Source organism: Streptomyces sp. NPDC043996, assembly GCF_056435225.1.
In genome coordinates, this window is the sequence record NZ_JBWKEY010000001.1 from 694,878 (window position 1) to 718,477 (window position 23,600).

A 23,600-nucleotide genomic window follows, 5' to 3' on the forward strand; every position below is an offset into this window, starting at 1 on the left:
CTGCTCAGCCCGCCGCGCCCAGGGCCTGGCCGACCGCCTGCGCGACCGCCGTCACGACCCCGACCGTCGTGGCGGCGGAGGCGTACCCCGTCAGGCGGTCCCGCAGCCGCCGCAGCGGCCCGGCCTCGACGCGGCCCGTGCGGTTGAGCGCGCCCTCGACCTCGGCGAGTTCGGCGTCGAGCGCGTCGTCGTCGGCCGTGCGCGCGGCTCCGGCCAGCTCACCGCGGAGCCTGCGGACCGCCGTGAGCAGCTCGGCGTACTCCGCCTTGGCCACCACCGTCGTGAAGTTGGTGGACTCCGCCTTGCCGTGCTCGCCGAAGGCCAGCGAACCCCCGCTGACCGAGCCGATGCTGACGTTCGCGCCGCCGCCGGTCTTCTCGTCCTCGCTCATGCCTTCCCCAGCCCCTCACTCATGACGTTCCCTCACACCGCTGTCTTGTCCGTGTGCGTCGCCTGGCCGTGGGTGCCCGTGGCGAGCGCGCCGCCGGACATCTCCTTGATGTAGACGCCGCTGTTGTTGATCTGCGTGATGTGCTGCTCCAGGCGGTCCGTGCGGTAGCCGCTGGCCCGCAGGGCGTCGCGGACGCCTTCGCCGATGCGGTCCTGGAGCGTGCGGGTGTACCGGGCGACGTCCATCTCCTGGAACAGGGAAAGATCGTCGGTGGCGGCGAGCTGGCGCAGCGAGACCAGGGGCGCGTCCGGCGGCGCCGAGGGCGCGGGCAGCAGCCGGGCGCCGAGGGCGCGCAGCAGCCGGAGGGCCCTCGGCAGCGGCCCGGCGGGCTTCGCGTGTCCCCCGGCGGACTTCGCGGGCTCCTCGGGCTCCGCCGTGAGCCACAGCCGCAGCGAAGGGAGCAGCGACGGCAGCGCGCGCAGGGCGTCGATGCCGATCGCGACGCCGTAGGCGGGCCCGTCCACGCAGGCGCGCAGGGCGTCGCGCACGGGGCCCTCCGGTTCGCTCGCGGCGACCGCGTCGACCCGGCGGAACTCGGGCAGGACGGGGCCGAGCACGTGCGGCACCACTTCGAGGACCAGCATCCCGCCCTGGGTGTGCACCCGGACCAGGAGGGAGACGACGACCTGCTCGTTCCAGGCGCCGACCCGGATGCGCAGGAAGTGCCGCCGGGCCTCCCCGCCCTCGCCGACCGCCTCCAGGATGTGCCGCCGCGCCTCGTCGGCGTCGTACACCAGGGCGGTCTTGCCGTCCTGCCCGGTGTACAGCTCCTCGTCGCGGCCCGCTCCGGCCGGGAGGTAGACGAACTCCTCGATCTCCAGGTCCCGCAGGCGGTCCCTGCTGGTCGCGCCCGCGGACTGGCGCAGGGCCCGGAGCCGCGGGTCGATCATGTCGATGACCTCGCGCGCGGTCAGCGGCCGCCCGCCTTGTGACGGCACGCCGTCGCCCCCGGCGCGGGTCAGTTCGAGGACGACCGACCAGGGCTTGCGGGGCGTTCCGGCGCCGACGAAGGGGCGGTTGGCGTCGTACAGGGTCAGCGGGGTGTCCTGCTCGCGGCGGACGCACGCGGCGATGCGCTCATAGCGGGCGGGCAGGGACGGCTGCCCGGTCTCGGCGAAGACCTGCCGGGACAGCTGCTCGCGCAGGACGCGCTTGCCGCGGAACCGGTGGCGCCAGACGACGACCGCGAGCAGCAGCGGGAAGATCACCGGGTACGGCGTGTCCTTGACGCCGGTGAACGCGGCGAACCAGTACACGAAGGCGAAGAGGCGGGCGTTGAACGTCACCAGCCAGCCGAAGCGGGCGCGCAGCCAGGCGAGGACGGCGGGAAGGCGCACCGGCCGCAGCGGCGCCCCCACGCCCGTGTCCCGGCCGGAGACGACCCGGCCGCACCACAGGAGCACGCTGACCGCCGCGTACAGCGGCGCCCAGCCGCCGGGCACCAGGCCGCCCGCGTCGGCCTCGACGCCGCCGAAGTCCTCGCCGTTGAGGGCGAGCATGACGGTGTCCCAGAAGGAGAGGTCGGTCTCGCCGCCGGAGCTGTCCGCCAGGTTGTCCCACGCGACGACCGCGTCCGTGGCCAGGAACCCGGCCCAGACGGCGAGCAGCAGCAGCGCGGTGACGATCTCCTCGCGCCGGGCGCGCAGCGCGTGCGCGAGCACCGGGAGGACGTCCGCGCCGAGCGGCGGCGCGACCGGGCGTTCGGCGTGGCCGATGAGTTCGCCGATGACTCGTCTGCGGAAGTCGGCGTTCTCGCGCGCCCCGGCGCTCAGCAGCCGGGTCGCCTCGGTGTGCGCGTACCGCCCCGCGGGCGGTGTCTCCTGCATCTCCCGGCACCCCCGATGCCACGTTCAACTCCGATTGCCCTCAACGGCGTTGGAACCGTATCGGGCGCGCGGGCGCGGGGTGGGGGGAATGGACGGATGTCCCTCGAACTGACGAGACACGAACCGCCCCCGGTGCCGCGTGGGACAGCGGCGCCGGGGGCGGCGGGTGACACGGCCGCGAGGCCGGTCAGATGTCGATCAGACGTGGATCAGAGGAGGCCGAGGGCGCGGACGGCGTCGCGCTCCTCCGCGAGCTCCTTGACGGAGGCGTCGATGCGGGCGCGGGAGAACTCGTTGATCTCCAGGCCCTGGACGATCTCGTACTTGCCGTCCTTGGTGGTGACGGGGAAGGAGGAGATCAGGCCCTCCGGGACGCCGTAGGAGCCGTCCGACGGGATGCCCATGGACGTCCAGTCGCCGGCGGCCGTGCCGTTGACCCACGTGTGCACGTGGTCGATGGCGGCGTTGGCGGCCGAGGCGGCCGAGGACGCGCCACGGGCCTCGATGATCGCGGCGCCGCGCTTGGCGACGGTCGGGATGAAGGTGTCGGCCAGCCACTGCTCGTCGTTGACGACCTCGGCGGCGTTCTTGCCCGCGATCTCCGCGTGGAAGACGTCCGGGTACTGGGTCGCCGAGTGGTTGCCCCAGATCGTGAGCTTCTTGATCTCGGAGACCGTGGTGCCGGTCTTCTTCGCCAGCTGCGAGATCGCGCGGTTGTGGTCGAGGCGGGTCATCGCGGTGAAGCGCTCGGCCGGTACGTCCGGGGCGGCGGCCTGCGCGATGAGCGCGTTGGTGTTGGCCGGGTTGCCGACGACGAGGACCTTCACGTCGTCCGCGGCGTGGTCGTTGATGGCCTTGCCCTGGGGCTTGAAGATGCCGCCGTTGGCCTCCAGGAGGTCACCGCGCTCCATGCCCTTGGTGCGCGGCCGTGCGCCGACGAGCAGCGCGACGTTGGCACCGTCGAAGGCCACGTTCGGGTCGTCGCTGATCTCGATCGAGTTCAGCAGCGGGAAGGCGCAGTCGTCGAGCTCCATCGCGGTGCCCTCGGCGGCCTTCAGCGCCGGAGTGATCTCCAGCAGGCGCAGGTTGACCGGAACGTCCGCGCCGAGCAGGTGGCCGGAGGCGATGCGGAACAGCAGCGCGTAGCCGATCTGGCCGGCCGCGCCGGTGACGGTGACATTCACGGGAGTGCGGGTCATGGCGATCTCCGTAAGACAGCTGGCGGTGGGGGTCCCTGCCCCATGTGCTGGATCCCCGCCGACGCCCCTTCGATCGCCTCTCGATGATCGATCTCTTGGCATCAAGAGAGATCCGCGGTCAGGCTATCGCGCCGTTTCTCACCGGGGGCACCAGGGCGGTGTGGCTCACCCCACAAGTCCTGGCCCCTGGGCCTTGACCCGCCCGCCAGGGGTGGCGGCCGCCACCTCGGGAGAGGGTGATGTGGCGGCCGCCTGTGGGGGTGTGACCACTCCCGTGGGGGTACGGTGCGCCTGCCCCCGTCAGCCCGCCTCATGCGCCCCGCCCCCGGCGAAGTTCCCCGCCACCCGGCCCGCGCCCCGGGGCTTCGCCGCGGGCTTTCCCACCCACCCGCCCGTTCACCCCACGGCTCCGCAACGCCACCCTCACCCGCACCGCCAGCCGCCCCCGCCGCGGAACGGAAGCCGCCTCCCACCCGCACCCGCCCACCGGCTGTGGGCAATCGTCCCGCACGGCGGGACGGGTGGGCACAGCCCCAAAGCCGCCGGGCACCCCGCAACGCCAAGGGCCCCCGGCACCCCGGGCACCCCGCAAGCCAGCGGCAGCTACTTCGTGCAGGTGCGCGTGCCGGACGCCAGCGTCGCGCAGGCCTTGGCCTGGGCCCCGGACTTCACGGCCACCATGGGCGTGTACGCGTCGGCGTCCGCGTCCACCGTGCCGTTCTGCCGGGCCCGGCCCCCCTGGATCTGCACCTTGTCCCCGGGCTTCGCCTGGGTGATCCGCGCCCACGCGGCCCCGCAGGTCTTGCTGTAGCGCACCTCGACGAGCGTCTTCGGGCCGACGGTCACCCGCGCCGTGGTCCGCGCGAACTCGCCGCCGCAGCCCATGTTCTCGGGGTCCTTGCCGGTGCACTGCGCGCCGCTGCACTCGACGCCCGCGGGCAGGTCCGCCGTGGAGGTGGTGGGCGCGACGGACGGGCCCGCCTTCTTGCCGTCGTCGTCCTTGCCGACACCGGTGAGGAACACGGCCGCCGCGATGACGACCAGCGCGCCGACGACGCCCGCGAGGAACATCGTCAGCTTGCGCTTGCGCCGCTGCCCGTCGGGCGACTTCCCGTCGGGGCCGACCGCCGGGGCCGAGGGCCGCGGCGCCGTCGGGGCCCCGCCGCCGTACGACGTCGCGGCGGAGGCACGGGCGGACGCCGCCGCCGTCGGGGGCGTCGCCGAGGCGTCGTACGAGGCCGAGGCCGAGGACAAGGAGGACAGTGAGGACGGGTACGGGGACGAACCCTCGGGCGAACCAGCCGGGGCGGCCGGGCTTGCCGGGCCGGACGGCGTGGTCGGCGATGCCACCGCACCCGCACCCGAGGCCGCCCCCGGCCCCGCGTACGACTCCGGCCTGGTCCTGGCGGCGCCCCCGGCCGCCTGCGCGCCGTAGCGCACGCCGTCCTGGCGCGGCGGCACCGTCGGGGACACCCCGGCGGGGCCCGCGACGCCGGTCACGGCGCCGACGCCGCCGCGCGGCCTGCCCGTACCCGAACCGCTCTTGTCGCCGCTCTTCTCCCGGCTCTTCTCCCTGCTCTTCTCGCGGCCCTTGTCCTTGGCCGGGGCCGACGTGCCGAGCTCGCCGAGGGCCGCGCGGGCCTGGGAGATGCGAATGGCCTGCATGGTCATGTCGTGCCGCATCTCGGAGCGGCTCCAGGCGCGCTCCGCCAGCTCCCACATGGTGACGAGGTGCACCGCGGGCGTACTGGTCACTTCGGCGAGGGCGACGATCGCGCCCTTGGGGGCGAGCAGCCGCCCGTTCAGATAGCGCTCCCACGACGTCTTGCTGTAGCCGGTGCGGTCGGCCACCGCCGCGATGCTGAGCCCGCTGCGGTCGACGAGTCTGCGCAGCTGGCTCGCGAACTCCCTGACCTGTGGGTCGAGGTCGTCCGGTAGCGCTTTCCAACGAGGCATCGCTCCCCCAATCCCCCCGTGCGTGCTTGATCCCCCACGCATCGTGCCGCCTGGCCCGTGACCCGCACAGCCCCCGAACGCTCCGGTTCTGGCACTACCCAGAGAGATGCGTCGAGCCAGGATGACAGTTCCCGGATTGGGGGCGCACGGGAGCATTTGGGCCAGATGTGCCCCGTCGCACGCTCCGCGGTCCACGCACAGTGTCCCACCGACATCGCACTCCACGATGCGGAACCCCGGCTCCCGCACCCGGACACCCAAGAACCGTCCTGGTTGTAGGGGTTGACACTGAAATGCGCCTCTCCGGTGCCGTGTTATCGAACACGGCGCCCCAGGAGCCGAAAACAGACCTTTCAGGGGGATTGCCGCCCGCGCCCGCGCCCCAGCGCGGAACGGCGTCCGCACCCCGTCGCGCAGCCGTAGCGCCCCCGGCACACCGTTGCGGAATGGTCACTTCCATGCCACAGGGAACAGGCGGCCCTTGAAGCGGACATGGCGCGTCCATGACGCTTGAGTCACACGGAGAGCGCACGACCGACTCCGGAAAGACGGCGGCGCCCGTCCTCCCACGGGGGAGAGGACGGGCGCCGTCTCACGTGTGTGACCTGCGGACATCAGCCGGAGAAGCACTCCTTGCCCGCGCCGTCCACGAGGGTCACGCAGACTCTCGCGCCCCGGACGCCGCCGCCCGCGCCGCCCTTGAGGGCCGTCATCCGGGTGGCCAGATACCGCCGGGTGTCGCCCGCCGTCGCGGCCCGCAGCCGCTTCGGCGCGGCCCCCGGCACCGTGAGCTCCACGCGGTCGCCGGGCAGCAGCCCCTTCGCCCGCACCCACACGGCCGCGCACGCCGTGCCGTGGCGCAGCTCGACCCGGCGCGAGGGCGCGAGGGACCGGGTGGCGACCGACGTCACCTGCCCCGGGCCGCCGCAGCCCATCGCCTTGGGCTCCTTGCCCTCGCAGGCGGCGCCCACGCAGCGCGGCTCGTAGGGCCCGGCCGCGCTCGCGGGGCGGCGCGGGCTCGCGTCGCCGCCGTCCGCGACCGCGAGCCCCGCGACCGTGCCGCCCGCCAGCACGACGGCGGCCACGAGCCCGGCCACCGCCCAGCGCCGCCCGGACCGGGCCGCCCCGGCGCCCTCGGCCGTGTCGTGCGCCGTGTCGTGCGCTGTGCCGTGCGCTGTGCCGTGCACCGTGTCGTGCGCCGATCCCCCGGGCCCGTCCGCCGCCGCGCCGTCGGCCCCGGCGGCCGCCCCCACGGCCGCCCCGGCCCCGTCCCGCGGCCGTGCCGAGCGGCCGCTCCACGCCGCGTCCGCCAGCTCCCACAGCGCGAGGAGCCGCCCCGGCGGCTCCTCGGCCAGCGCGCACAGGGCGAGCACGGCCTTCCTTGGCACGGGCTTCTTGCCGTTGAGGTACCGCTCCCAGGACGACTTGCTGTACGCGGTGCGCCTGCCGAGGGCCACGAGGCTCAGGCCGGTGCGCTCGCGCAACTCCCGCAGCGCCCCGGCCAGCCGCAGACACGCGGGAGGCGCGAGGGCGGGCCCGTCCCCGCGCCGGTCCCTTCGCTCCTCCCGCACTCTCACTTCCGCAGCTCTCCCCAGGTGTCGGGCCCGACGATCCCGTCGTCCACCAGGCCGCGCGCCCGCTGGAACTCCTTCACCGCCGCCTTGGTGCCGTCGCCGTACGCCCCGTCGACGTCCCCGGCGCCGAAGCCGTGCCGCTTCAGGAGGCACTGCGCCTCGACGGCCTCCCAGCCGCTGGACCCCCGGTCCAGGATCGCGGTCCGGCTCATGCTGTACCCGGCGTACCGCGCGCCGTCGGCACGCCCGTCCTCGCACGCGTACGTACGCCCCTCCTCGTACGCGTACACACCACGGCCCTCGTCGCCCCGGTCCCCCGAGAACGCCTGCCCGGCGAACAGGCCGCCCGTGAAGGCGGCGGCCACGGCGAGCCCCAGGGCCGTCAGCGCGGGGCGCAGCCGCACCGTGCGGGGCGCGGGCCGCACGACGGGCGCCGCGGCGGGCGCGGCCGCGCCCGGTGCGGTCGCCGCGCTCTCACGTGTCACCGGCGAGGACGACGGCCCCTCGGCGGCGCGCTCCGGCACCTCGTCCTCGACCCCGTCCGCCACCCGGGAGACCTCGTGCAGCACGAGGAGCCGGGTCGGGTCCGCGCCGCACACCTGGGCCAACTCCTCGACGGCGGCGCGCGGAACGGGCTTCTTGCCGTTCAGATAGCGCTCCCACGAGGAGCGGCTGTACGAGGTCCTGGCCCCGAGCGAGGCCAGGCTGAGCCCGCTGTGGTCCTTCATCCTCCGCAGCTGCACGAGGAGTTGGCGCTCCTGCTCCTCCAGGTGCGCGGGCAGTTCTTTCCAACGCGGCATCTTCCCACCCCAGTCGCGCACAAGTCCCCCGGGCGCGTGGCCCCTTGTGCTTCGAAAGATGCCGGATGCACCCATTCCGGTTCCCTCCGGCCGGTCCCGCACGCGTGAAATGGCCATCCCCCGGCGCCTCCCACGTCCCACTCCCGCGCCCACGGCCGCAGAATCCGCGCAGGTCAGTGCATGGGACGTCCCACAGCCGCCCACCACGCCCCGTCGCTGTGGAGCGAGACCGATTCGGCTCGGCACAGTCGATGGCGCACCACCACGGAACACCGCATCCACCACGGAACACCGCATTCACGGCGGTACGCCGCATCCACGGGGGGAATCACTCCATGCCCAAAGGCACACGCGTCCACATGAACACCATCGACACCCACGACACCGGCTGGGGCAGGGCGGCCGCGCGCGCCCGGTCCTACGCCAGGGGAGCCGCCGTCGGCCTCGCGGTCACGGCCGTCCTCGGCGGCGGGCTCGCCCTCGCCCCGGAAGCGGCCGCGGCACCCACCGCGGCCGCCGGGAACCGGACCGCCGAGGCGTCCGCGGCCGCCGCGCAGGGCACGGCGCCCGCCTGCGTCCAGCGGTCGGTGCGCGGCCGCTCGGCCACCGTGAACAACCGCTGCGGGCGCCTCATGCGCGTCAAGATCGTCGTCAAGCACGGTCCCGACTCCCGCTGTTACGCCCTCAAGCACCGGGCGTGGGCCCGCTACAGCTGGCCCTTCGGCTCCTACGACAAGACCGTGACCTGCTGAGAGACAGCCACGGATGAACGAGGGACCCGGGCGCCCCGGGGACGGGCTCTCACAGGCCCGAGGCGCCCGGTGTCACCAGGCCCGATTCATAGGCGATCACCACGGCCTGGGCCCTGGTGTCCAGGTTCAGCTTGTTCATCGTGCGGTTCAGATGCGTCTTCACCGTCGCCTCGCTGATGTAGAGGCGGTCGGCGATCTCCGCGTTGGACAGGCCGCGCGCGATCAGCTTGAGGACCTCCACCTCGCGGCCGGTGAGCGCCGCGAGGTCGGGCGGCGCCTCGACGCCCTCGGGGACGACCCCCGAACGCACCGCGAACGCCTCCACCAGACGGCGCGTGACGCTCGGCGCGAACAGCGCGTCCCCGCTGCCCACCGCCGCCACCGCGGCGAGGAGGCGCTCGGGCCCGGAGTCCTTCAGGAGGAACCCGGCCGCGCCCGCGCGCAGCGCCCCGTACACGTACTCATCGAGGTCGAACGTGGTCAGGACGAGCACGCGCGGCGGCGGTTCGGAGGCGGCCGCGAGGATGCGCTCGGTGGCCGTGATGCCGTTCATGCCGGGCATGCGGATGTCCATGAGGATCACGTCGGGCCGGGTCCGCGCGGCGAGTTCCACGGCCTCCGCGCCGTCGCCCGCCTCCCCCACCACCTCGATGCCGGGCGCGGCCCGCAGCACGCCGGCGAGCCCAGCGCGGATGAGGAACTGGTCGTCCACGACGAGGACCCTGATGCGTGCTGTCATGCGGTGGCATCGTCTCCCGGCGGCGAGGCCCGCGCCGACGTGGGCAGAGTCAGCCTGACGGCGAACCCACCCACACTGCGCGGCCCGATGCTGATCGTCCCGCCGTAGAGCTTGGCCCGCTCCCGCATGCCAATCAAGCCATGCCCGCTGCTCCGTCCCGCTCTGTCCGGTATCACCCCCTCCCCGTCGTCCGTGACGGACACCTCGATGTGGTCGCGGTGGTAGTTCAGCTCCACCACGGCGCTCGCCCGCCGGGCGTGTTTGAGTACGTTGGTGAGGGCCTCCTGGACCACTCGGTACGCGCACAGTTCGACACCGGGGGCGATCGGCCGCGCCGTTCCCGTCACCCGGAACTCGACGGGGACGCCGCCCGCCCGCACCCGCTCGGCCATCTCCTCGATGCGGGCGAGGCCCGGCATCGGCGCGTCCGGCACCAGTCCTTCGGCCTCCTGGTCCCGCAGCACCCGCAGCATGCGCCGCATCTCCTCAAGGGCCTCGGCGCTGGTGCCGGATATGGTGCCGAGCGCGGCGCGCGCGGTCTTCGCGTCGGAGTCGAAGACGAACTTCGCGAGGCCCGCCTGCACGGAGATCACCGACATGTGGTGGGCGACCACGTCGTGCAACTCGCGCGCGATGCGCCCGCGTTCCTCGAGCACCGCCCGGTGGGCCTTCTCCTGCTGCTCGGCGCGCGTCTTGCGGGCCAGTTCTGCGGAGCGGCGCGCGAGGTAACCCATGCGCCACACCAGGGCGTTGAAGCAGATCGCCTGGACGGTGATGGTGGGGATGGTGTCCGGGTAGTCACTGACCACACCGCCGAAGATCCAGACGGCCACGAGCACACACGCGCAGTACCCGGACGTCCGTATGGAACGCTGGACCGCGACCGTGTAGAGACACACCATCGGGCCGACGGACGTCACCACGGGCCAGTAGCCGTAGGCCATGTACACGGCCCAGATGCCGTACGTCGACAGACAGACGGCGACCGGCGCCTTCGAGCGCGCGAGGGTCGGCAGGATCACGAGGGCGACGAGGGTGTAGCCGCGGAGGTCGAGCGCGGGCCAGCCGAGTTTCTCCGCCTGGTGTCCGGTCAACGCCACGTTGGCCGCTTGCCCCAGGACGAGCAGCACATCGACGGTGAACGGGCGGAGACGCATCGCCGCAGCGTAACGCGCGTACCGACGAGTAAACATCAACCCTTCGCCGTACCACGCTGGTTGCAGTCCGGACACGCCTACTCCCAGGGCAGTACACGAACGTCAACCCGGCACGGGACGACGGGGGGTACCCACCGCGCGTAGTTTCTTGGCTCAGCACCACCACCCGCGCCGCCCCACCAACGGCGCGCACGGGGGAAGGGGACGCGGGCTCGATGAACGGGGGTTTGCACGGGGGTTCGGGCCCGCTCCCAGCCGTCGCGGCGACGCGGCGGCACACCAGAGACCACTGAGGTCGTGGCCTCGTGCGGGGGCGCGCGGGGGAAACGGGCACACGGCCGCCAGAGCACCACCTGCCCCATGGCCGACGGCCCGTACTCTCCTGGCGAGTACGGGCCGTCGGTGTGTCCGGGCCCCGGGCGTCCGGGGCCGCGGACAGCTACTGCGTGATCAGCTACCGCATGGCCAGCTGCCGCGCGGTCAGCTGCTGATCGTGAAGTGCAGCGTGTCGTCCAGGAACGGGATCACCAGCCACGGCTTGGGCTGCGCCATCATCGCGAGCAGCACGATGGCCAGGCCGAGGACCCCGTACGTCACCATGTCGGTGAACCGCGAGCGCACCGCGAGCATGCCGACGCTCGGCAGCGTCCAGCGCATCACGGCCCCCGCGAGCAGCCCGAGCCCGACCAGTATCGTCCCCACCCGGAAGACGTCGAACGCGGTCAGGAGCAGCCCGAAGGCGACCACCGACACGACGGCGAGCAGCGGCCACTGCCGCGCGGGCGCGGGCGCGTCCCCCGGCGCGGCACGGCCGCCGCCCTCGGGCCGCGCGGTGTCCCGCGTGAACAGGGGGAAGCGCCGGGAGGTCTTGCGGGGCGCGCCGTCGGGTCCCGGCGCGCTCACGGCGCCCTTGGCGGTGGGCTCATCCCGTTCCGTGGGCTCCGTGGGCCCGTTGGGCTGCCCCGACTGCCCCGGCTCCTCCGGCTGCTCCGTCCGGGCCGCGGCTCCCGGCCGCTCGGTCCCGTCCTTGGCGTCAGCACTCATGGCGGCCACTCCCGGCTCAGGCCGCGGCACCGCGCTCGGCGGCCTCGACCACGTTCACCAGGAGCTGGGCGCGCGTCATCGGGCCCACGCCGCCCGGGTTGGGCGAGAGCCATCCGGCGACCTCGGCCACGCCGGGGTGCACATCGCCGAGGATCTTCCCGCTCTCGTCGCGCGAGACGCCGACGTCGAGCACGGCGGCGCCCGGCTTCACGTCCTCCGGCTTGACCAGGTGCGGCACGCCCGCGGCGGCCACGATGATGTCGGCGCGGCGCAGGTGCGCGGAGAGGTCACGGGTGCCGGTGTGGCACTGCGTGACCGTGGCGTTCTCCGACTTGCGGGTCAGGAGCAGCGGCATGGGGCGCCCGATGGTGACGCCGCGGCCGATGACCACGACCTCGGCGCCCTTGATCTCCACGTCGTGCTGCCGCAGCAGCCGGATGATCCCGTACGGGGTGCAGGGCAGCGGCGCGGGCTCGTTCAGGACGAGGCGGCCCAGGTTCGTGGGGTGCAGGCCGTCGGCGTCCTTGGCCGGGTCCATCAGCTCCAGGACGCGGTTCTCGTCGATGCCCTTGGGCAGCGGCAGCTGCACGATGTAGCCGGTGCAGGCCGGGTCCTCGTTCAGCTCCCGCACGACCGCCTCGATCTCCTCCTGGGAGGCGGTCGCGGGCAGTTCGCGCTGGATGGAGGCGATGCCGACCTGCGCGCAGTCGCGGTGCTTGCCCGCGACGTACTTCTGGCTGCCCGGGTCGTCGCCGACCAGGACTGTGCCGAGGCCGGGCGTGACGCCCTTTTCCTTCAGGGCCGCCACGCGGGCGGTCAGTTCGGACTTGATCGCTGCTGCGGTGGCCTTGCCATCGAGAATCTGGGCGGTCATGGCCCCATCCTCCCGGATGAGCACGCCCGGGCACCAATCCGGTGGGGCTCCCGCGCACCCGTGTGCTGCCTGGTGATTGCACTCGCACAACGTTTAGGGGCGCAACTGGACAAACACGGCGGCGCTACAGAACGATGCATCCTCAGTGCCGCGGCCGGTGTCGGGGGGACCGACGCTCCTGGTGAACGTTTCCTCCGCGCGTGCCGCGCCGTCCCCGCACGCGTTCCCCACGGAGGAATCCCCACCATGAGCAACCCCTACGGGCCCCCGCCCCAAGACCCCAACCAGCCCCCGCCGGGCCACGGCCCCGGGTACGGCTACCCCCAGCAGGCCCCCCAGGGCGTCCCGCCGCAGCAGGGCGGCTATCCGGGTCAGGGCTACGCCCCGTACCCGCAGCAGGCCCAGCAGCCGTACGGCGCCTATCCCCAGCAGCCCGGCGGTTACGGCTACCCGGGCGGGATGGGCCCGACCGTGGCCTCGATGGGGCGCCGCTTCGGGGCCCGCGTCATCGACGGGGTCGCGTTCGCCATCATCCTCGCGCTGCTCACCGCCGGCGGTGCCGTCAGCGCGTTCAACAAGGCGAAGGACTGCGAGCCCGGCACCGCCAACTACGACAGCTGCATCGAAGACGCGTCCTCCGACCTCGCCGCCAAGATCGGCGCCGTCGTCGTCGTCATCGGCGTCGTCGGCCTGGTGTACGAGTGGCTGATGACCGCCCTGGCCGGCGGCACGCTCGGCAAGCTCGCCGTCGGCATCCGCGTCGTCGACGCGGAGACCGGCAGGAACCCGGGGGTCGGGGCCGCGTTCCTCCGCTACATCATCCCGCTCGTGGGCTCCCTGGCCTGCGGCATCGGCCAGTTCCTCGTCTATCTGTCCCCGTTCTGGGACAAGTCGGGGCGCCAGCAGGGCTGGCACGACAAGGTCGCCAAGACGATGGTCATCCAGCGGTCCAACAACTGACCGGCCACGGCACGCGACGGCGCGGGCGCCGCACCCGACAGGGGTGCGGCGCCCGCGCCGTATCCGGACCGCCCAGCGGCCGTATCCGTACCGCTGGAAGACGTACCGCTGGAAGACGTACTGCCGGAAGACGTACTGCCGGAAGACGTACCGCTCAGTGGAAGAAGTGCCGCGTCCCCGTGAAGTACATCGTCACGCCCGCCTTCTTCGCGGCCTCGACCACCAGCTCGTCGCGGACCGAACCGCCGGGCTGCACCACGGCCTTGACGCCCGCGGCGGTCAGGACCTCCAGGCCGTCGGGGAAGGGGAAGAACGCGTCGGACGCGGCGTACGCGCCCCGGGCCCGCTCCTCGCCCGCCCGCTCGACGGCGAGCTTCGCGGAGTCGACGCGGTTGACCTGGCCCATGCCGACGCCGACGGACGCGCCGTCCTTGGCAAGCAGGATCGCGTTGGACTTCACCGCGCGGCAGGCCCGCCAGGCGAAGGCGAGTTCGGCCAGCTCGCCCGGGGACAGCGCGTCACCGGTCGCGAGGGTCCAGCTGGAGGGGTGGTCGCCGTCGGCCTGGAGGCGGTCGGTGACCTGGAGCAGCGCGCCGCCGTCGATCGGCTTGACCTCGACGGGCGCGGACGGCGCCTGCGGGGCGCGCAGGACCCGGATGTTCTTCTTCTTGGTGAGCGCCTCGAGCGCGCCGTCCTCGTAGTCGGGCGCGACGATGACCTCGGTGAAGATGTCGGCGACCTGCTCGGCCATCTCCTTGGTGACCGGGCGGTTGACGGCGATGACGCCGCCGAACGCGGACAGCGGGTCACAGGCGTGCGCCTTGCGGTGCGCCTCGGCGACGTTGCCGCCGATCGCGATGCCGCACGGGTTGGCGTGCTTGATGATCGCCACGCACGGGTCGTCGTGGTCGTACGCGGCACGGCGGGCGGCGTCCGTGTCCGTGTAGTTGTTGTACGACATCTCCTTGCCGTGCAGCTGCTCGGCCTCGGCCAGGCCGCCGCGGCCGTCCGTGTAGAGGGCGGCCTTCTGGTGCGGGTTCTCGCCGTAGCGGAGCTGGTTCTTCAGGTCGAAGGCGGCGCCGATGAAGGCCGGGAAGCGCTCGTCGGCTCCGGACTCCGTCTCCAGGAACCAGTTGGCGACCGCGATGTCGTACGCGGCGGTGTGCTGGAACGCTTCGGCGGCGAGCGCACGGCGTGCCGCGAAGCCGAAGCCGCCGGTGCGGACGGCGGCGAGGACGTCGGCGTACCGGGACGGGCTCGTCACGACCGCGACCGACGGGTGGTTCTTGGCGGCGGCGCGGACCATCGAGGGGCCGCCGATGTCGATCTGCTCGACGCACTCGTCGACGCTCGCGCCGGAGGCGACGGTCTCGCGGAACGGGTAGAGGTTCACCACGACCAGGCCGAACGGCTCGACGCCGAGCTCCAGGAGCTGCTTGCGGTGCGCCTCAAGGCGCAGGTCCGCGAGGATGCCCGCGTGCACGCGCGGGTGCAGCGTCTTGACGCGGCCGTCCAGGCACTCGGGGAAGCCGGTCAGCTCCTCGACCTTGGTGACGGGGACGCCCGCGGCGGCGATCCGCGCGGCGGTGGAACCGGTCGACACCAGCTCCACCCCGGCCTCGTGCAGGCCGCGCGCCAGGTCCTCCAGGCCGGTCTTGTCGTACACGCTGATCAGCGCGCGGCGGACGGGCCGCTGATCGGCTCCGCTCTGGGGTGTCTGGGTCGTCGTACCTTCGGCGGTCACGGGATAACTACCTTTCGTCCCTCGATGCTGTAGCCGTCGCGGGCGAGGCGTCCCACGACGTCGACGAGCAGGCTTCGCTCGATGTCCTTGATGCGCTCGTGCAGCGCGCTCTCGTCGTCCTCGGCCCTGACCTCCACCACGCCCTGCGCGATGATCGGGCCGGTGTCGACGCCGTCGTCGACGAAGTGGACGGTGCACCCGGTGACCTTCGCGCCGTACGCGAGCGCGTCGCGGACGCCGTGGGCCCCGGGAAAACTGGGCAGCAGCGCGGGGTGGGTGTTGACGGTGCGCCCGCCGAACCGCGCGAGGAACTCCTTGCCGACGATCTTCATGAAACCGGCGGAGACGACCAGGTCCGGCGCGTAGGCGGCCGTCGCCTCGGCGAGCGCCGCGTCCCACTCCGCCCGCGTCCCGTGGTCCTTCACCCGGCACACGAACGTCGGCAGGCCCGCGCGCTCGGCGCGCTCCAGGCCCGCGATGCCGGTGCGGTCGGCGCCGACCGCCACGATCTCCGCGCCGTAGGCGTCGGGGCCGTGCTCGGCGATAGCGTCGAGCAATGCCTGCAAATTCGTGCCTGATCCGGAGACCAGCACGACGAGGCGCTTGGCCTTGGCCACGACGGGGCCCTTTCTCGGGAGTGCTCTTTGTATGGTCGTACGAAGGCTTCGCGTCCCCCGATACGGGGAACTCTACGAAGCGGCCGACCGTCAGCAACGATACCGGCACACCAGACGGCCCCTCACGGGACGGGGGCGCGCCCGGAAGGTAGCGTCTGTGGGGGCAGACGCCCGAACGCCGAGTCGCCAAGCTTCATCGCCGAGTTGCCCTGCTCCGCAGAGCCGGGCCGCCACGCTCGACCAAGGCTCTGAACAAGGGCTTTACACAAGGGGAAGACGCACACCTGATGCCGGACCGCAGCCTCCGCCTCTCGCCACCCTTCGCAGCCGCGCACGGCCTGCCCCACGAAGGGCGCCACGGCTCGACACCCGGTCCGGGTTCGGTGCTGCTCCGGGAAGGGCGGCCGGGGGCGGCGTCGTCTTCGTCTTCGTCATCCTCGGCGTCTTCGGCGCCCGAGGACTCGGAGGGCGGGCAGGGCTCGCCCGCGGCGCCGGGTGCCAAGGAGGACAACCCCTTCGCGCCGCCGCCCGAGAACGCGCCGGAGCAGCCGTGGCAGCCGCGGCGGCCCGCGCACGGGCCGGGCTCCGGCTCTGGCTCCGGCTCCGGCGATCAGGGCGGCAACGGCTCGGACGGCGGCCAGGGCGGCTCCCCCTGGGGCAGCCAGTGGAGCGACCAGCAGCCCGGCCGCTCCCAGGGCGGCTTCGGCGACCGGCCTCGCGGCCAGGGCCAGGGCCAAGGCCAGGACGGGCCCGGTGGCTCCGGCGGCCAGGGCGGCCTGCGCTGGGACCCCACCGACCCGGCCCAGCGCCGGGCGCGCTACGCGCTGCTCTCCGGCATGTGGGCGTTCTTCTTCGCGCTCTTCGGCTGGGACTACGTCGCGCTGCTGCTCGGCGCGCTCGGGGCGTACTGGGGCATCAGCGCGCTGCGGGCCAAGCCCCGGCGGCCGGACCCGGCAACGCCGGAGGCGCGCCCCGCGGGCAGCTCCCGGCCCCAGACCACGGCGGCGATCAGCGGCCTGGTGACGGCGTCGCTCGCGCTGGTCATGGTGCTCGCGACGTTCGGGGCGCAGCTGGTCTACCAGGACTACTACACGTGCCGTGACGACGCGCTGACCGGGGAGTCGCGGCAGGCCTGCGACGACCTCCTGCCGAAGCAGCTGCGGCCGCTCCTGACCGACCGCGACTAGCCGGGCGCTCGCCCTCGCGGTGCGCCCCAGGCCCGCCCCTTCCCGCTCCGGGTGCTGGCCGCCCCCGTCCCCCCGCTCAAAACCATTGGCGCTTCGCGCCTCGTCCTCAAACGCCGGACGGGCTGAATCTCCGCGCTGCGCGCTTGCCCTCGCCCACCGGACGGGCGGGCCGGCGGCCGCCCTTTTCACCCCCGCGCTGTGGGCAGCTGGTCCGCCCAGAGGGCGGAACGGGTGGGCACAGCCCGAAGCCGCCGGGGGCGCGTTAGTCCTGGGGGTCCCCCGGGGGCGGCAGGAAGTCGTACGGCTCGAACAGGGGGATCGGAGGCGGGGGCGGGGGTGACGCCTCCGGGGGCGGGGGCGGTGTGGGGGCGGGGCGGCGGTGCCACCGTGGTGCGTGTGCCGCCCACAGTCGGCGCGGCCACCAGGGCCGGGGCGCCCGCGGCTCGCGGAGGCGCCAGGCCCGTACCGCCAGGGCGAGCGGGACGCCCACCGCCGCCGTCCATCCCACCGCCGCCACCCCGGTGAGCCACCACACGGGCCCGAACTCCGCGAGCACCCCGACGCCGAGCGCACCCCCGGCCGCCCCCGCGAGCCCCGCGCACGCGACCCCGCAGGCCAGCGCCGCCCCGACGGCCACCAGGGCGGTACGGCCCGCCGTCCACGCCGCGTCCCGGTCGCCCGCGGCGCACGCGGCCGCCGTGAACCAGCCGACCGCGCCCCCGGCCGCCACCGGCACCGCCGCCACCGCCCAGGTGAGGGGCGAGCCAGGACCGGCCCCCGGCACCGCGGCGAGCAGCGGGAACACCGGGAGCAGCGGCGCGTCCCCGGCCCCGAGCGGCCCCACCACCGTGCCGGTGCCGAGCGCGAACCCGGGCCCGAGCCCGTACGCCGCACCCCACACCGCCGCGTTCGGCACAAGGGCGAGCGCGAGCAGCAGCACCGCGAACCGCCCCGACCACACCCCGGTCAGGTCCAGGAACGACTCCCGCACCAGGCCGCCGTGCAACACCAGGGACACCCCCACCAGCAGTGCACCCCCGCCCACTAGAACGACCGTTCCAGCCACGGCGGCCCGTACCGCGACGAGCACCCGCTCCCGTACGACGTGAGCGGAGGACCGGAAGAGACCGAAGGGGCGGCGCACCGGGGTCGGCAGCGCCTCCCAGGCCCGGCGCAGCGGCGCGGGCAGCGGCCCGCGCGGGCGCCCGTGCGCCGCCCACACCCCACAGCCCGCCGCGGCGACCGCGAGGAGCGGCACGTGCCAGGCCGCGCTCGGCCAGGACGGGGCGAGGTCGCCGTCCGCCGCGTACAGCGTCGCCGCCGTGCCCACCAGCAGATAGCCCGCGACCACGCCCCACCACGCGGCCCGCAGGCCCAGCGCGCGCCCGTCCGGGTCCGCCGCGTCCCGCGCGGCCCGGTACAGCAGCCAGCACGGCAGCGCGAGCAGCAGCAGGGGGGTGACCCCCACCGGCGCGGGCACCCCGGACAGGGTCTCCGCGCGGATCAGTTCGGTGCCGTGCGCGAGCAGCCACAGCGACGCCGCCAGGTGCAGCGCCCCGTCGAGCCCGCTGTCCGGGTACGGCGAACTGATCCACAGCGCGATCACCAGCACCGCGAACGCGCCGAGCCCGAGCCCCGCCGCGATCGCCCCGCCCAGCACCCCCGTGGCGATGCCTGACGTCGCGTCACGCGCCGTCCCGGCCGGGGCCGCCGGGGGCGCCGGAGGCGGCTGCTCCTGCGGCGGCGGCCAGGCGCCGGATTCGGAGTCGGAGCCGGAGCCAGGTTCGGTCACATGGGTCACGCGCGCCATGCTCCCAACGACACGCGCTTTCTCCGCGTAACACGCGAATACCGGATGTGTCGCTCAATATACGTTTATGTTCTTTTCCGTACGGAGGAACGGCTGCCCATGACCCAGAGCCCGGCCGTCCCCCTACCGCCCCCGAAGGAACGCCGCAGGCTGCGCGAGGCGAAGTCGCTGAGCCAGGCCGAACTCGCCGCGCTGGTGGGCGTCGCCCGCGAGACGGTCCGCTCCTGGGAGTCCGGCCGCACGGACCCCCGCGGCAGCAGACGCGCGGCGTACGCGAGGCTCCTGGAGTCCCTGGCCACCGAGGCCGCCGAGGCCGCCGAGGCCGCTGCCAAGACGGCCGTCGAGCCCGCCGCCGAAGCCGTCGTGGCGCCGGAGGGCCCCGACGCCCCCGAGCCCGCGGCCACCCCGGAAGAGGCGTTCGACACCCTGTGCGTCCGCACGGCCCCCGCCCTGCTGCGGCAGGCGTACGCCCTCACCGGCCACCGCGCCCTCGCCGCCGAGTCCGTGGAGCGCGCCTTCCAACTCGCCTGGCAGCGCTGGCCGGAGGTCGCCGTGGACCGCGACCCGGCGGGCTGGGTCAGGGCGGCGGCGTACGAGTACGCGATGTCGCCCTGGCACCGCCTCCGCCCCCGCCTTCGGCACCCCGAGGCCCCGCCCGCCGCACCCGCCGACCGCGCCGTCCTCGACGCGCTCCTCGACCTGCCGCCCGCCCAGCGCCGCACCCTGATGCTCTACGACGGCGTCGGCCTCGACCTGCCCGAGACCGCCGCGGAGACGGAGGCCAGCACCCCGGCCGCGGCGAGCCGGCTACTGCGCGCCCGCGAGACGGTCGCCGCCCACCTCGCGGACCTCGGCCCCGAAGCCCTGCCCGAGCGCCTGGCCGCACTGGGCCGCGCGGAACGGCTCGCCGTCCCGCGCCCGGCCCGCGTACGCGCCGGGAGCGAGCGCCGCGCGCGCCTGTGGACCCACGCCGCCATCGCCTTCACCGCGCTGATCGTCACCGCCACCGCGCTCACCCTGCGCACCGCGCCCACCCACTACGAAGCGCCCCAGGCGCCCGGCCGCGCCATCAGCGGCGTACCCCCGCGCATGGGCCCCGGGCCCCTCAGCTACGAGGACGAGACCCTGAAGCAGAAGCTTCGGTCCGCCCCCCACCCGGGCCCCGAACGCCTGACCCCGCAACCGAGCTAGCCGCACGACGAAGGCGGGCCCGCACCCCGTGATGGGGTGCGGGCCCGCCTTGCGGAGCCGTGGCGTCAGCCGGCGAGGATCGCCCGCGCCAGCTTCGCCGTCTCGGTCGGCGTCTTGCCGACCTTCACACCGGCGGCCTCCAGGGCCTCCTTCTTCGCGGCGGCCGTGCCGGAGGAGCCGGAGACGATGGCACCGGCGTGGCCCATCGTCTTGCCCTCGGGCGCGGTGAAGCCCGCGACGTAGCCGACGACCGGCTTCGTCACGTTCGCCTTGATGAAGTCGGCCGCGCGCTCCTCGGCGTCGCCGCCGATCTCGCCGATCATGACGATCAGGTCGGTGTCGGGGTCGGCCTCGAACGCGGCGAGCGCGTCGATGTGCGTCGTACCGATGACCGGGTCGCCACCGATGCCGACGGCCGACGAGAAGCCGATGTCACGCAGCTCGTACATCATCTGGTACGTCAGCGTGCCGGACTTCGAGACCAGGCCGATGCGGCCCGGCTTGGTGATGTCGCCCGGGATGATGCCGGCGTTGGACTGACCGGGGGTGATCAGACCCGGGCAGTTCGGGCCGATGATCCGGGTCTTGTCGCCCTTCGACTTCGCGTACGCGTAGAACGCGGCGGAGTCGTGCACGGCGATGCCCTCGGTGATGACGACCGCGAGCGGAATCTCCGCGTCGATCGCCTCGACGACGGCGGCCTTGGAGAAGGCCGGCGGCACGAAGAGGACGGAGACGTTGGCGCCCGTCTTCTCCATCGCCTCGGCGACGGTGCCGAAGACCGGGATCTCGGTGCCGTCGATGTCGACCGACTGGCCCGCCTTGCGCGGGTTCACGCCGCCGACGATGTTCGTGCCGTCACCGAGCATGAGCTTGGTGTGCTTCATGCCCGTGGCACCGGTCATGCCCTGGACGATGACCTTGCTGTCCTTGTTGAGGAAGATAGCCATGGTGGTCTGAGTCCCTCGTCCCTTACTTCGCAGCCGCAGCGAGCTCGGCGGCCTTGTCGGCCGCGCCGTCCATGGTGTCCACGCGCTGCACCAGCGGGTGGTTGGCGTCGGAGAGGATCTTGCGACCCAGCTCGGCGTTGTTGCCGTCCAGACGGACGACCAGCGGCTTGCTGACCTCTTCGCCCTTGGACTTGAGCAGCGCGAGCGCCTGCACGATGCCGTTGGCGACCTCGTCACAGGCGGTGATGCCGCCGAAGACGTTGACGAAGACGGACTTGACGTCCGGGTCGCCCAGGATGATCTCCAGGCCGTTCGCCATGACCTCGGCGGAGGCGCCGCCACCGATGTCGAGGAAGTTGGCGGGCTTCACGTCGCCGTGGTTCTCGCCGGCGTACGCGACGACGTCCAGGGTCGACATGACCAGGCCCGCGCCGTTGCCGATGATGCCGACCTCGCCGTCGAGCTTGACGTAGTTGAGGCCCTTGGCCTTGGCGGCAGCCTCGAGCGGGTTGGCTGCGTCCTTGTCCTCGAGGGCCTCGTGGTCGGGCTGGCGGAAGTCGGCGTTCTCGTCGAGCGAGACCTTGCCGTCCAGGGCCAGGATGCGGCCGTCCTTGGTCTTCACCAGCGGGTTCACCTCGACGAGGAGCGCGTCCTCGGCGACGAAGGTGTCCCACAGGGTGACCATCGCCTCGGCGACGCCCTCGGCCACGTCGGCCGGGAACTTCGCCTGGGCCACGATCTCGCGGGCCTTCTCGATGGTCACGCCCTCGACGGCGTTGACCGGGACCTTCGCGAGGGCCTCGGGGGTCTTCTCCGCGACCTCCTCGATGTCCATGCCGCCCTGCACCGACGCCATGGCGAGGAAGGTGCGGTTGGTGCGGTCGAGGAGGTACGAGACGTAGTACTCCGCCTCGATCTCCGGAGACAGCTCGGCGATCATCACCTTGTGGACCGTGTGGCCCTTGATGTCCATCCCGAGGATGTCCGTCGCGCGAGCGACGGCCTCGTCCGGGCTGGCGGCCAGCTTCACGCCGCCGGCCTTACCGCGGCCACCGACCTTCACCTGCGCCTTCACGACCGACTTGCCGCCAAGCCGCTCGGTGGCCTCGCGCGCCGCCTCAGGCGTGTCGATGACTTCACCGGCCAGCACCGGTACACCGTGCTTGGCGAAGAGGTCCCTCGCCTGGTACTCGAACAGGTCCACGCGCGTCCGTCCCTTTTCAGTGATCTCGCGCCGCCGTGCAGCGGCTTCAGTCTCTGCGTGCTCTGCGTGGGCGTGCCGCGAAGGGCAACGTGACTGCGCTGTCACAAGGGAGGCGTAGCCGAAGAGTCCGGTACGCGGCATGTCCGTCTCGCAGGTTATCGCCGTGGGCCGCGCGTCCCTAAATCGCAGATCACATTTGCGCGGTGATGACGGTCACAGATCGTGCGCGCGGTGCTATGCGGAGGGGGGCGCAGGGGGTGCGAGGCGCCGTGCGGCGCCGGGGCCCACGGGTTCCGGAGGGGCCGGGCCCCGTCGCGACGCGAGGGCGACGAGGCCCGCTCGTTCGCTTGCGCGATCAGGTGACGCCTCCTGTTACCGGTGCGTATTCACGTCCGGTATGGGCAGCGGGCGCCGCTCTATCGCCGCCGCCATCACCTCCGGGAAGAGGTCGGGGGTGCAGGCGAAGGCGGGGGCGCCGAGGGCGGCGAGCGCGGCGGCGTGGTCGTGGTCGTAGGCGGGCGCCCCCTCGTCGGACAGCGCGAGCAGCGTCACGAAACGCACCCCGGACGCCTGCATCGCCGCGACCCGCTTCAGCATCTCGTTCCGGATGCCGCCCTCGTACAGGTCGGAGATCAGCACCACGACCGTGTCCGCGGGCCGGGTGATCCGCGCCTGGCAGTAGGCCAGTGCCCGGTTGATGTCGGTGCCCCCGCCGAGCTGCGTGCCGAACAGCACCTCCACGGGGTCGTCGAGCTGCTCCGTCAGGTCGACCACGTTCGTGTCGAAGACCACTAGGCGCGTGTCGATGGACCGCATGGAGGCGAGCACCGCTCCGAACACCGAGGAGTAGACGACGGACGCCGCCATCGACCCCGACTGGTCGACGCAGAGCACGACCTCCTTCTTCACCGCCTGCGAGGCCCGCCCGTATCCGATGAGCCGCTCGGGGACCACGGTCTTGTACTCGGGCAGGTAGTTCTTCAGGTTGGCCGCGATCGTGCGGTTCCAGTCGATGTCGTGGTGGCGCGGGCGGTTCACCCGGGCGCTGCGGTCCAGGGCGCCGGTGAGGGTGGCCCGGGTGCGGGTGGTGAGGCGCTTCTCCAGGTCCTCGACCACCTTGCGCACCACGGCGCGCGCCGTCTCCTTCGTCGTCTCCGGCATCGCCTTGTTCAGCGAGAGCAGCGTGCCGACCAGGTGGACGTCCGCGTCCACCGCCGCCAGCATCTCCGGCTCGAGGAGCAGCGCGGAGAGCCCGAGCCGGTCGATCGCGTCGCGCTGCATGACCTGGACGACGGAGGACGGGAAGTACGTCCGGATGTCCCCGAGCCAGCGCGCGACCGACGGCGCCGACGCCCCGAGCCCCGCCGCGCGCCCCTGCCCCCGCGCCTTCTTGTCCCCCTGCCCGTACAGCGCGGACAGCGCACCGTCCATCGCCGCGTCCCGCCCGCCGAGCGCGCAGCCGGTGCCGTCCGCCTCCCCGCCCCCGAGCACCATCCGCCACCGCCGCAGGCGCTCGTCCTGTGCGTGGGGTTGGGGCTGGGGTTGGGATTGGGGTTGAGGCTGGG

General features: G+C 73.4%; 20 protein-coding genes. 4 read left to right on the top strand and 16 right to left on the bottom strand.

Translation table 11 applies throughout. From position 1 onward, the window contains the following. Nucleotides 1-4 precede the first annotated feature (4 nt). The 6 genes from AC07A4_RS03145 to AC07A4_RS03170 form a co-directional block, all read right to left on the bottom strand. Entirely contained in the window at nucleotides 5-391 is a 387-nt protein-coding gene (locus AC07A4_RS03145) for a hypothetical protein (RefSeq protein WP_478592116.1), read from the bottom strand. A gap of 32 nt (nucleotides 392-423) precedes the next feature. Continuing rightward, on the bottom strand, nucleotides 424-2,277 hold the full coding sequence (locus AC07A4_RS03150; RefSeq protein ID WP_478592118.1) for a hypothetical protein: 1,854 nt from the start codon (nucleotides 2,275-2,277) through the stop codon (nucleotides 424-426). A 209-nt stretch (nucleotides 2,278-2,486) separates the two neighbouring features. After that, nucleotides 2,487-3,476 (bottom strand): malate dehydrogenase, encoded by a 990-nt coding sequence (locus AC07A4_RS03155; RefSeq protein ID WP_478592120.1) that lies wholly within the window; start codon nucleotides 3,474-3,476, stop codon nucleotides 2,487-2,489. Nucleotides 3,477-4,079: 603 nt separating this feature from the next. After that, a complete protein-coding gene (locus AC07A4_RS03160; RefSeq protein ID WP_478592122.1) occupies nucleotides 4,080-5,432 on the bottom strand; it encodes a DUF2690 domain-containing protein in 1,353 nt (450 codons plus the stop codon). A 614-nt stretch (nucleotides 5,433-6,046) separates the two neighbouring features. After that, entirely contained in the window at nucleotides 6,047-7,009 is a 963-nt protein-coding gene (locus AC07A4_RS03165) for a helix-turn-helix domain-containing protein (RefSeq protein ID WP_478592125.1), read from the bottom strand. Beyond that, entirely contained in the window at nucleotides 7,006-7,806 is an 801-nt protein-coding gene (locus AC07A4_RS03170) for a peptidoglycan-binding protein (RefSeq protein WP_478592128.1), read from the bottom strand. The genes AC07A4_RS03165 and AC07A4_RS03170 overlap by 4 nt, the downstream gene beginning before the upstream one ends. Before the next feature lie 335 nt (nucleotides 7,807-8,141). Between AC07A4_RS03170 and AC07A4_RS03175 the strand changes: the two genes are divergently transcribed. Further along, on the top strand, nucleotides 8,142-8,558 hold the full coding sequence (locus tag AC07A4_RS03175) for a hypothetical protein (protein WP_478592131.1): 417 nt from the start codon (nucleotides 8,142-8,144) through the stop codon (nucleotides 8,556-8,558). Between the two features lie 49 nt (nucleotides 8,559-8,607). Here AC07A4_RS03175 and AC07A4_RS03180 read toward each other — a convergent pair whose 3' ends face one another. From AC07A4_RS03180 to AC07A4_RS03195, 4 genes are all read right to left on the bottom strand, one after another. Further along, nucleotides 8,608-9,297 (bottom strand): response regulator, encoded by a 690-nt coding sequence (locus tag AC07A4_RS03180; protein ID WP_478592134.1) that lies wholly within the window; start codon nucleotides 9,295-9,297, stop codon nucleotides 8,608-8,610. Continuing rightward, nucleotides 9,294-10,454: a sensor histidine kinase gene (locus AC07A4_RS03185; protein ID WP_478592137.1), complete on the bottom strand. Its 1,161-nt coding sequence runs from the start codon at nucleotides 10,452-10,454 to the stop codon at nucleotides 9,294-9,296. Before AC07A4_RS03185 ends, AC07A4_RS03180 begins: the two co-directional genes overlap by 4 nt. 480 nt (nucleotides 10,455-10,934) lie before the next feature. Then, nucleotides 10,935-11,498 carry a DUF3017 domain-containing protein gene (locus AC07A4_RS03190; RefSeq protein ID WP_478592139.1) on the bottom strand — a complete coding sequence of 188 codons (564 nt, stop codon included), beginning with the start codon at nucleotides 11,496-11,498 and terminating at the stop codon, nucleotides 10,935-10,937. 16 nt (nucleotides 11,499-11,514) lie between these two features. Beyond that, nucleotides 11,515-12,372, bottom strand: coding sequence for a bifunctional methylenetetrahydrofolate dehydrogenase/methenyltetrahydrofolate cyclohydrolase (locus tag AC07A4_RS03195; RefSeq protein WP_478592142.1), 858 nt, complete (start codon nucleotides 12,370-12,372; stop codon nucleotides 11,515-11,517). 246 nt (nucleotides 12,373-12,618) lie between these two features. On the opposite strand from AC07A4_RS03195, the gene AC07A4_RS03200 reads away from it, so the two are divergent. Further along, nucleotides 12,619-13,332, top strand: coding sequence for an RDD family protein (locus AC07A4_RS03200; RefSeq protein ID WP_478592145.1), 714 nt, complete (start codon nucleotides 12,619-12,621; stop codon nucleotides 13,330-13,332). A gap of 154 nt (nucleotides 13,333-13,486) precedes the next feature. Here AC07A4_RS03200 and purH read toward each other — a convergent pair whose 3' ends face one another. Together purH and purN are read right to left on the bottom strand one after the other, a co-directional pair. Then, nucleotides 13,487-15,076: a bifunctional phosphoribosylaminoimidazolecarboxamide formyltransferase/IMP cyclohydrolase gene (gene purH / locus AC07A4_RS03205; protein WP_478592148.1), complete on the bottom strand. Its 1,590-nt coding sequence runs from the start codon at nucleotides 15,074-15,076 to the stop codon at nucleotides 13,487-13,489. Then, the gene (gene purN / locus AC07A4_RS03210; RefSeq protein WP_478592151.1) at nucleotides 15,073-15,693 is read right to left on the bottom strand and encodes a phosphoribosylglycinamide formyltransferase; all 621 of its coding nucleotides are present in this window, start codon (nucleotides 15,691-15,693) and stop codon (nucleotides 15,073-15,075) included. Before purN ends, purH begins: the two co-directional genes overlap by 4 nt. A 287-nt stretch (nucleotides 15,694-15,980) precedes the next feature. Here purN and AC07A4_RS03215 point away from each other — a divergent pair, with 287 nt between their 5' ends. Continuing rightward, nucleotides 15,981-16,880 carry a hypothetical protein gene (locus AC07A4_RS03215; protein ID WP_478592154.1) on the top strand — a complete coding sequence of 300 codons (900 nt, stop codon included), beginning with the start codon at nucleotides 15,981-15,983 and terminating at the stop codon, nucleotides 16,878-16,880. A gap of 262 nt (nucleotides 16,881-17,142) precedes the next feature. On the opposite strand, the gene AC07A4_RS03220 is transcribed toward AC07A4_RS03215, so the two are convergent. Further along, complete coding sequence (locus tag AC07A4_RS03220; RefSeq protein ID WP_478592157.1) at nucleotides 17,143-18,681, bottom strand: cell division protein PerM; 1,539 nt, start codon at nucleotides 18,679-18,681, stop codon at nucleotides 17,143-17,145. Between the two features lie 108 nt (nucleotides 18,682-18,789). Between AC07A4_RS03220 and AC07A4_RS03225 the strand changes: the two genes are divergently transcribed. After that, entirely contained in the window at nucleotides 18,790-19,881 is a 1,092-nt protein-coding gene (locus AC07A4_RS03225) for a sigma factor-like helix-turn-helix DNA-binding protein (protein WP_478592159.1), read from the top strand. Nucleotides 19,882-19,946: 65 nt separating this feature from the next. On the opposite strand, the gene sucD is transcribed toward AC07A4_RS03225, so the two are convergent. From sucD to AC07A4_RS03240, 3 genes are all read right to left on the bottom strand, one after another. Next, entirely contained in the window at nucleotides 19,947-20,831 is an 885-nt protein-coding gene (gene sucD, locus AC07A4_RS03230; RefSeq protein WP_478456357.1) for a succinate--CoA ligase subunit alpha, read from the bottom strand. Nucleotides 20,832-20,853: 22 nt separating this feature from the next. Further along, the gene (gene sucC / locus AC07A4_RS03235) at nucleotides 20,854-22,035 is read right to left on the bottom strand and encodes an ADP-forming succinate--CoA ligase subunit beta (protein ID WP_478592162.1); all 1,182 of its coding nucleotides are present in this window, start codon (nucleotides 22,033-22,035) and stop codon (nucleotides 20,854-20,856) included. 372 nt (nucleotides 22,036-22,407) lie between these two features. Next, a complete protein-coding gene (locus AC07A4_RS03240) occupies nucleotides 22,408-23,529 on the bottom strand; it encodes a VWA domain-containing protein (RefSeq protein ID WP_478592165.1) in 1,122 nt (373 codons plus the stop codon). Nucleotides 23,530-23,600: the final 71 nt, after the last annotated feature.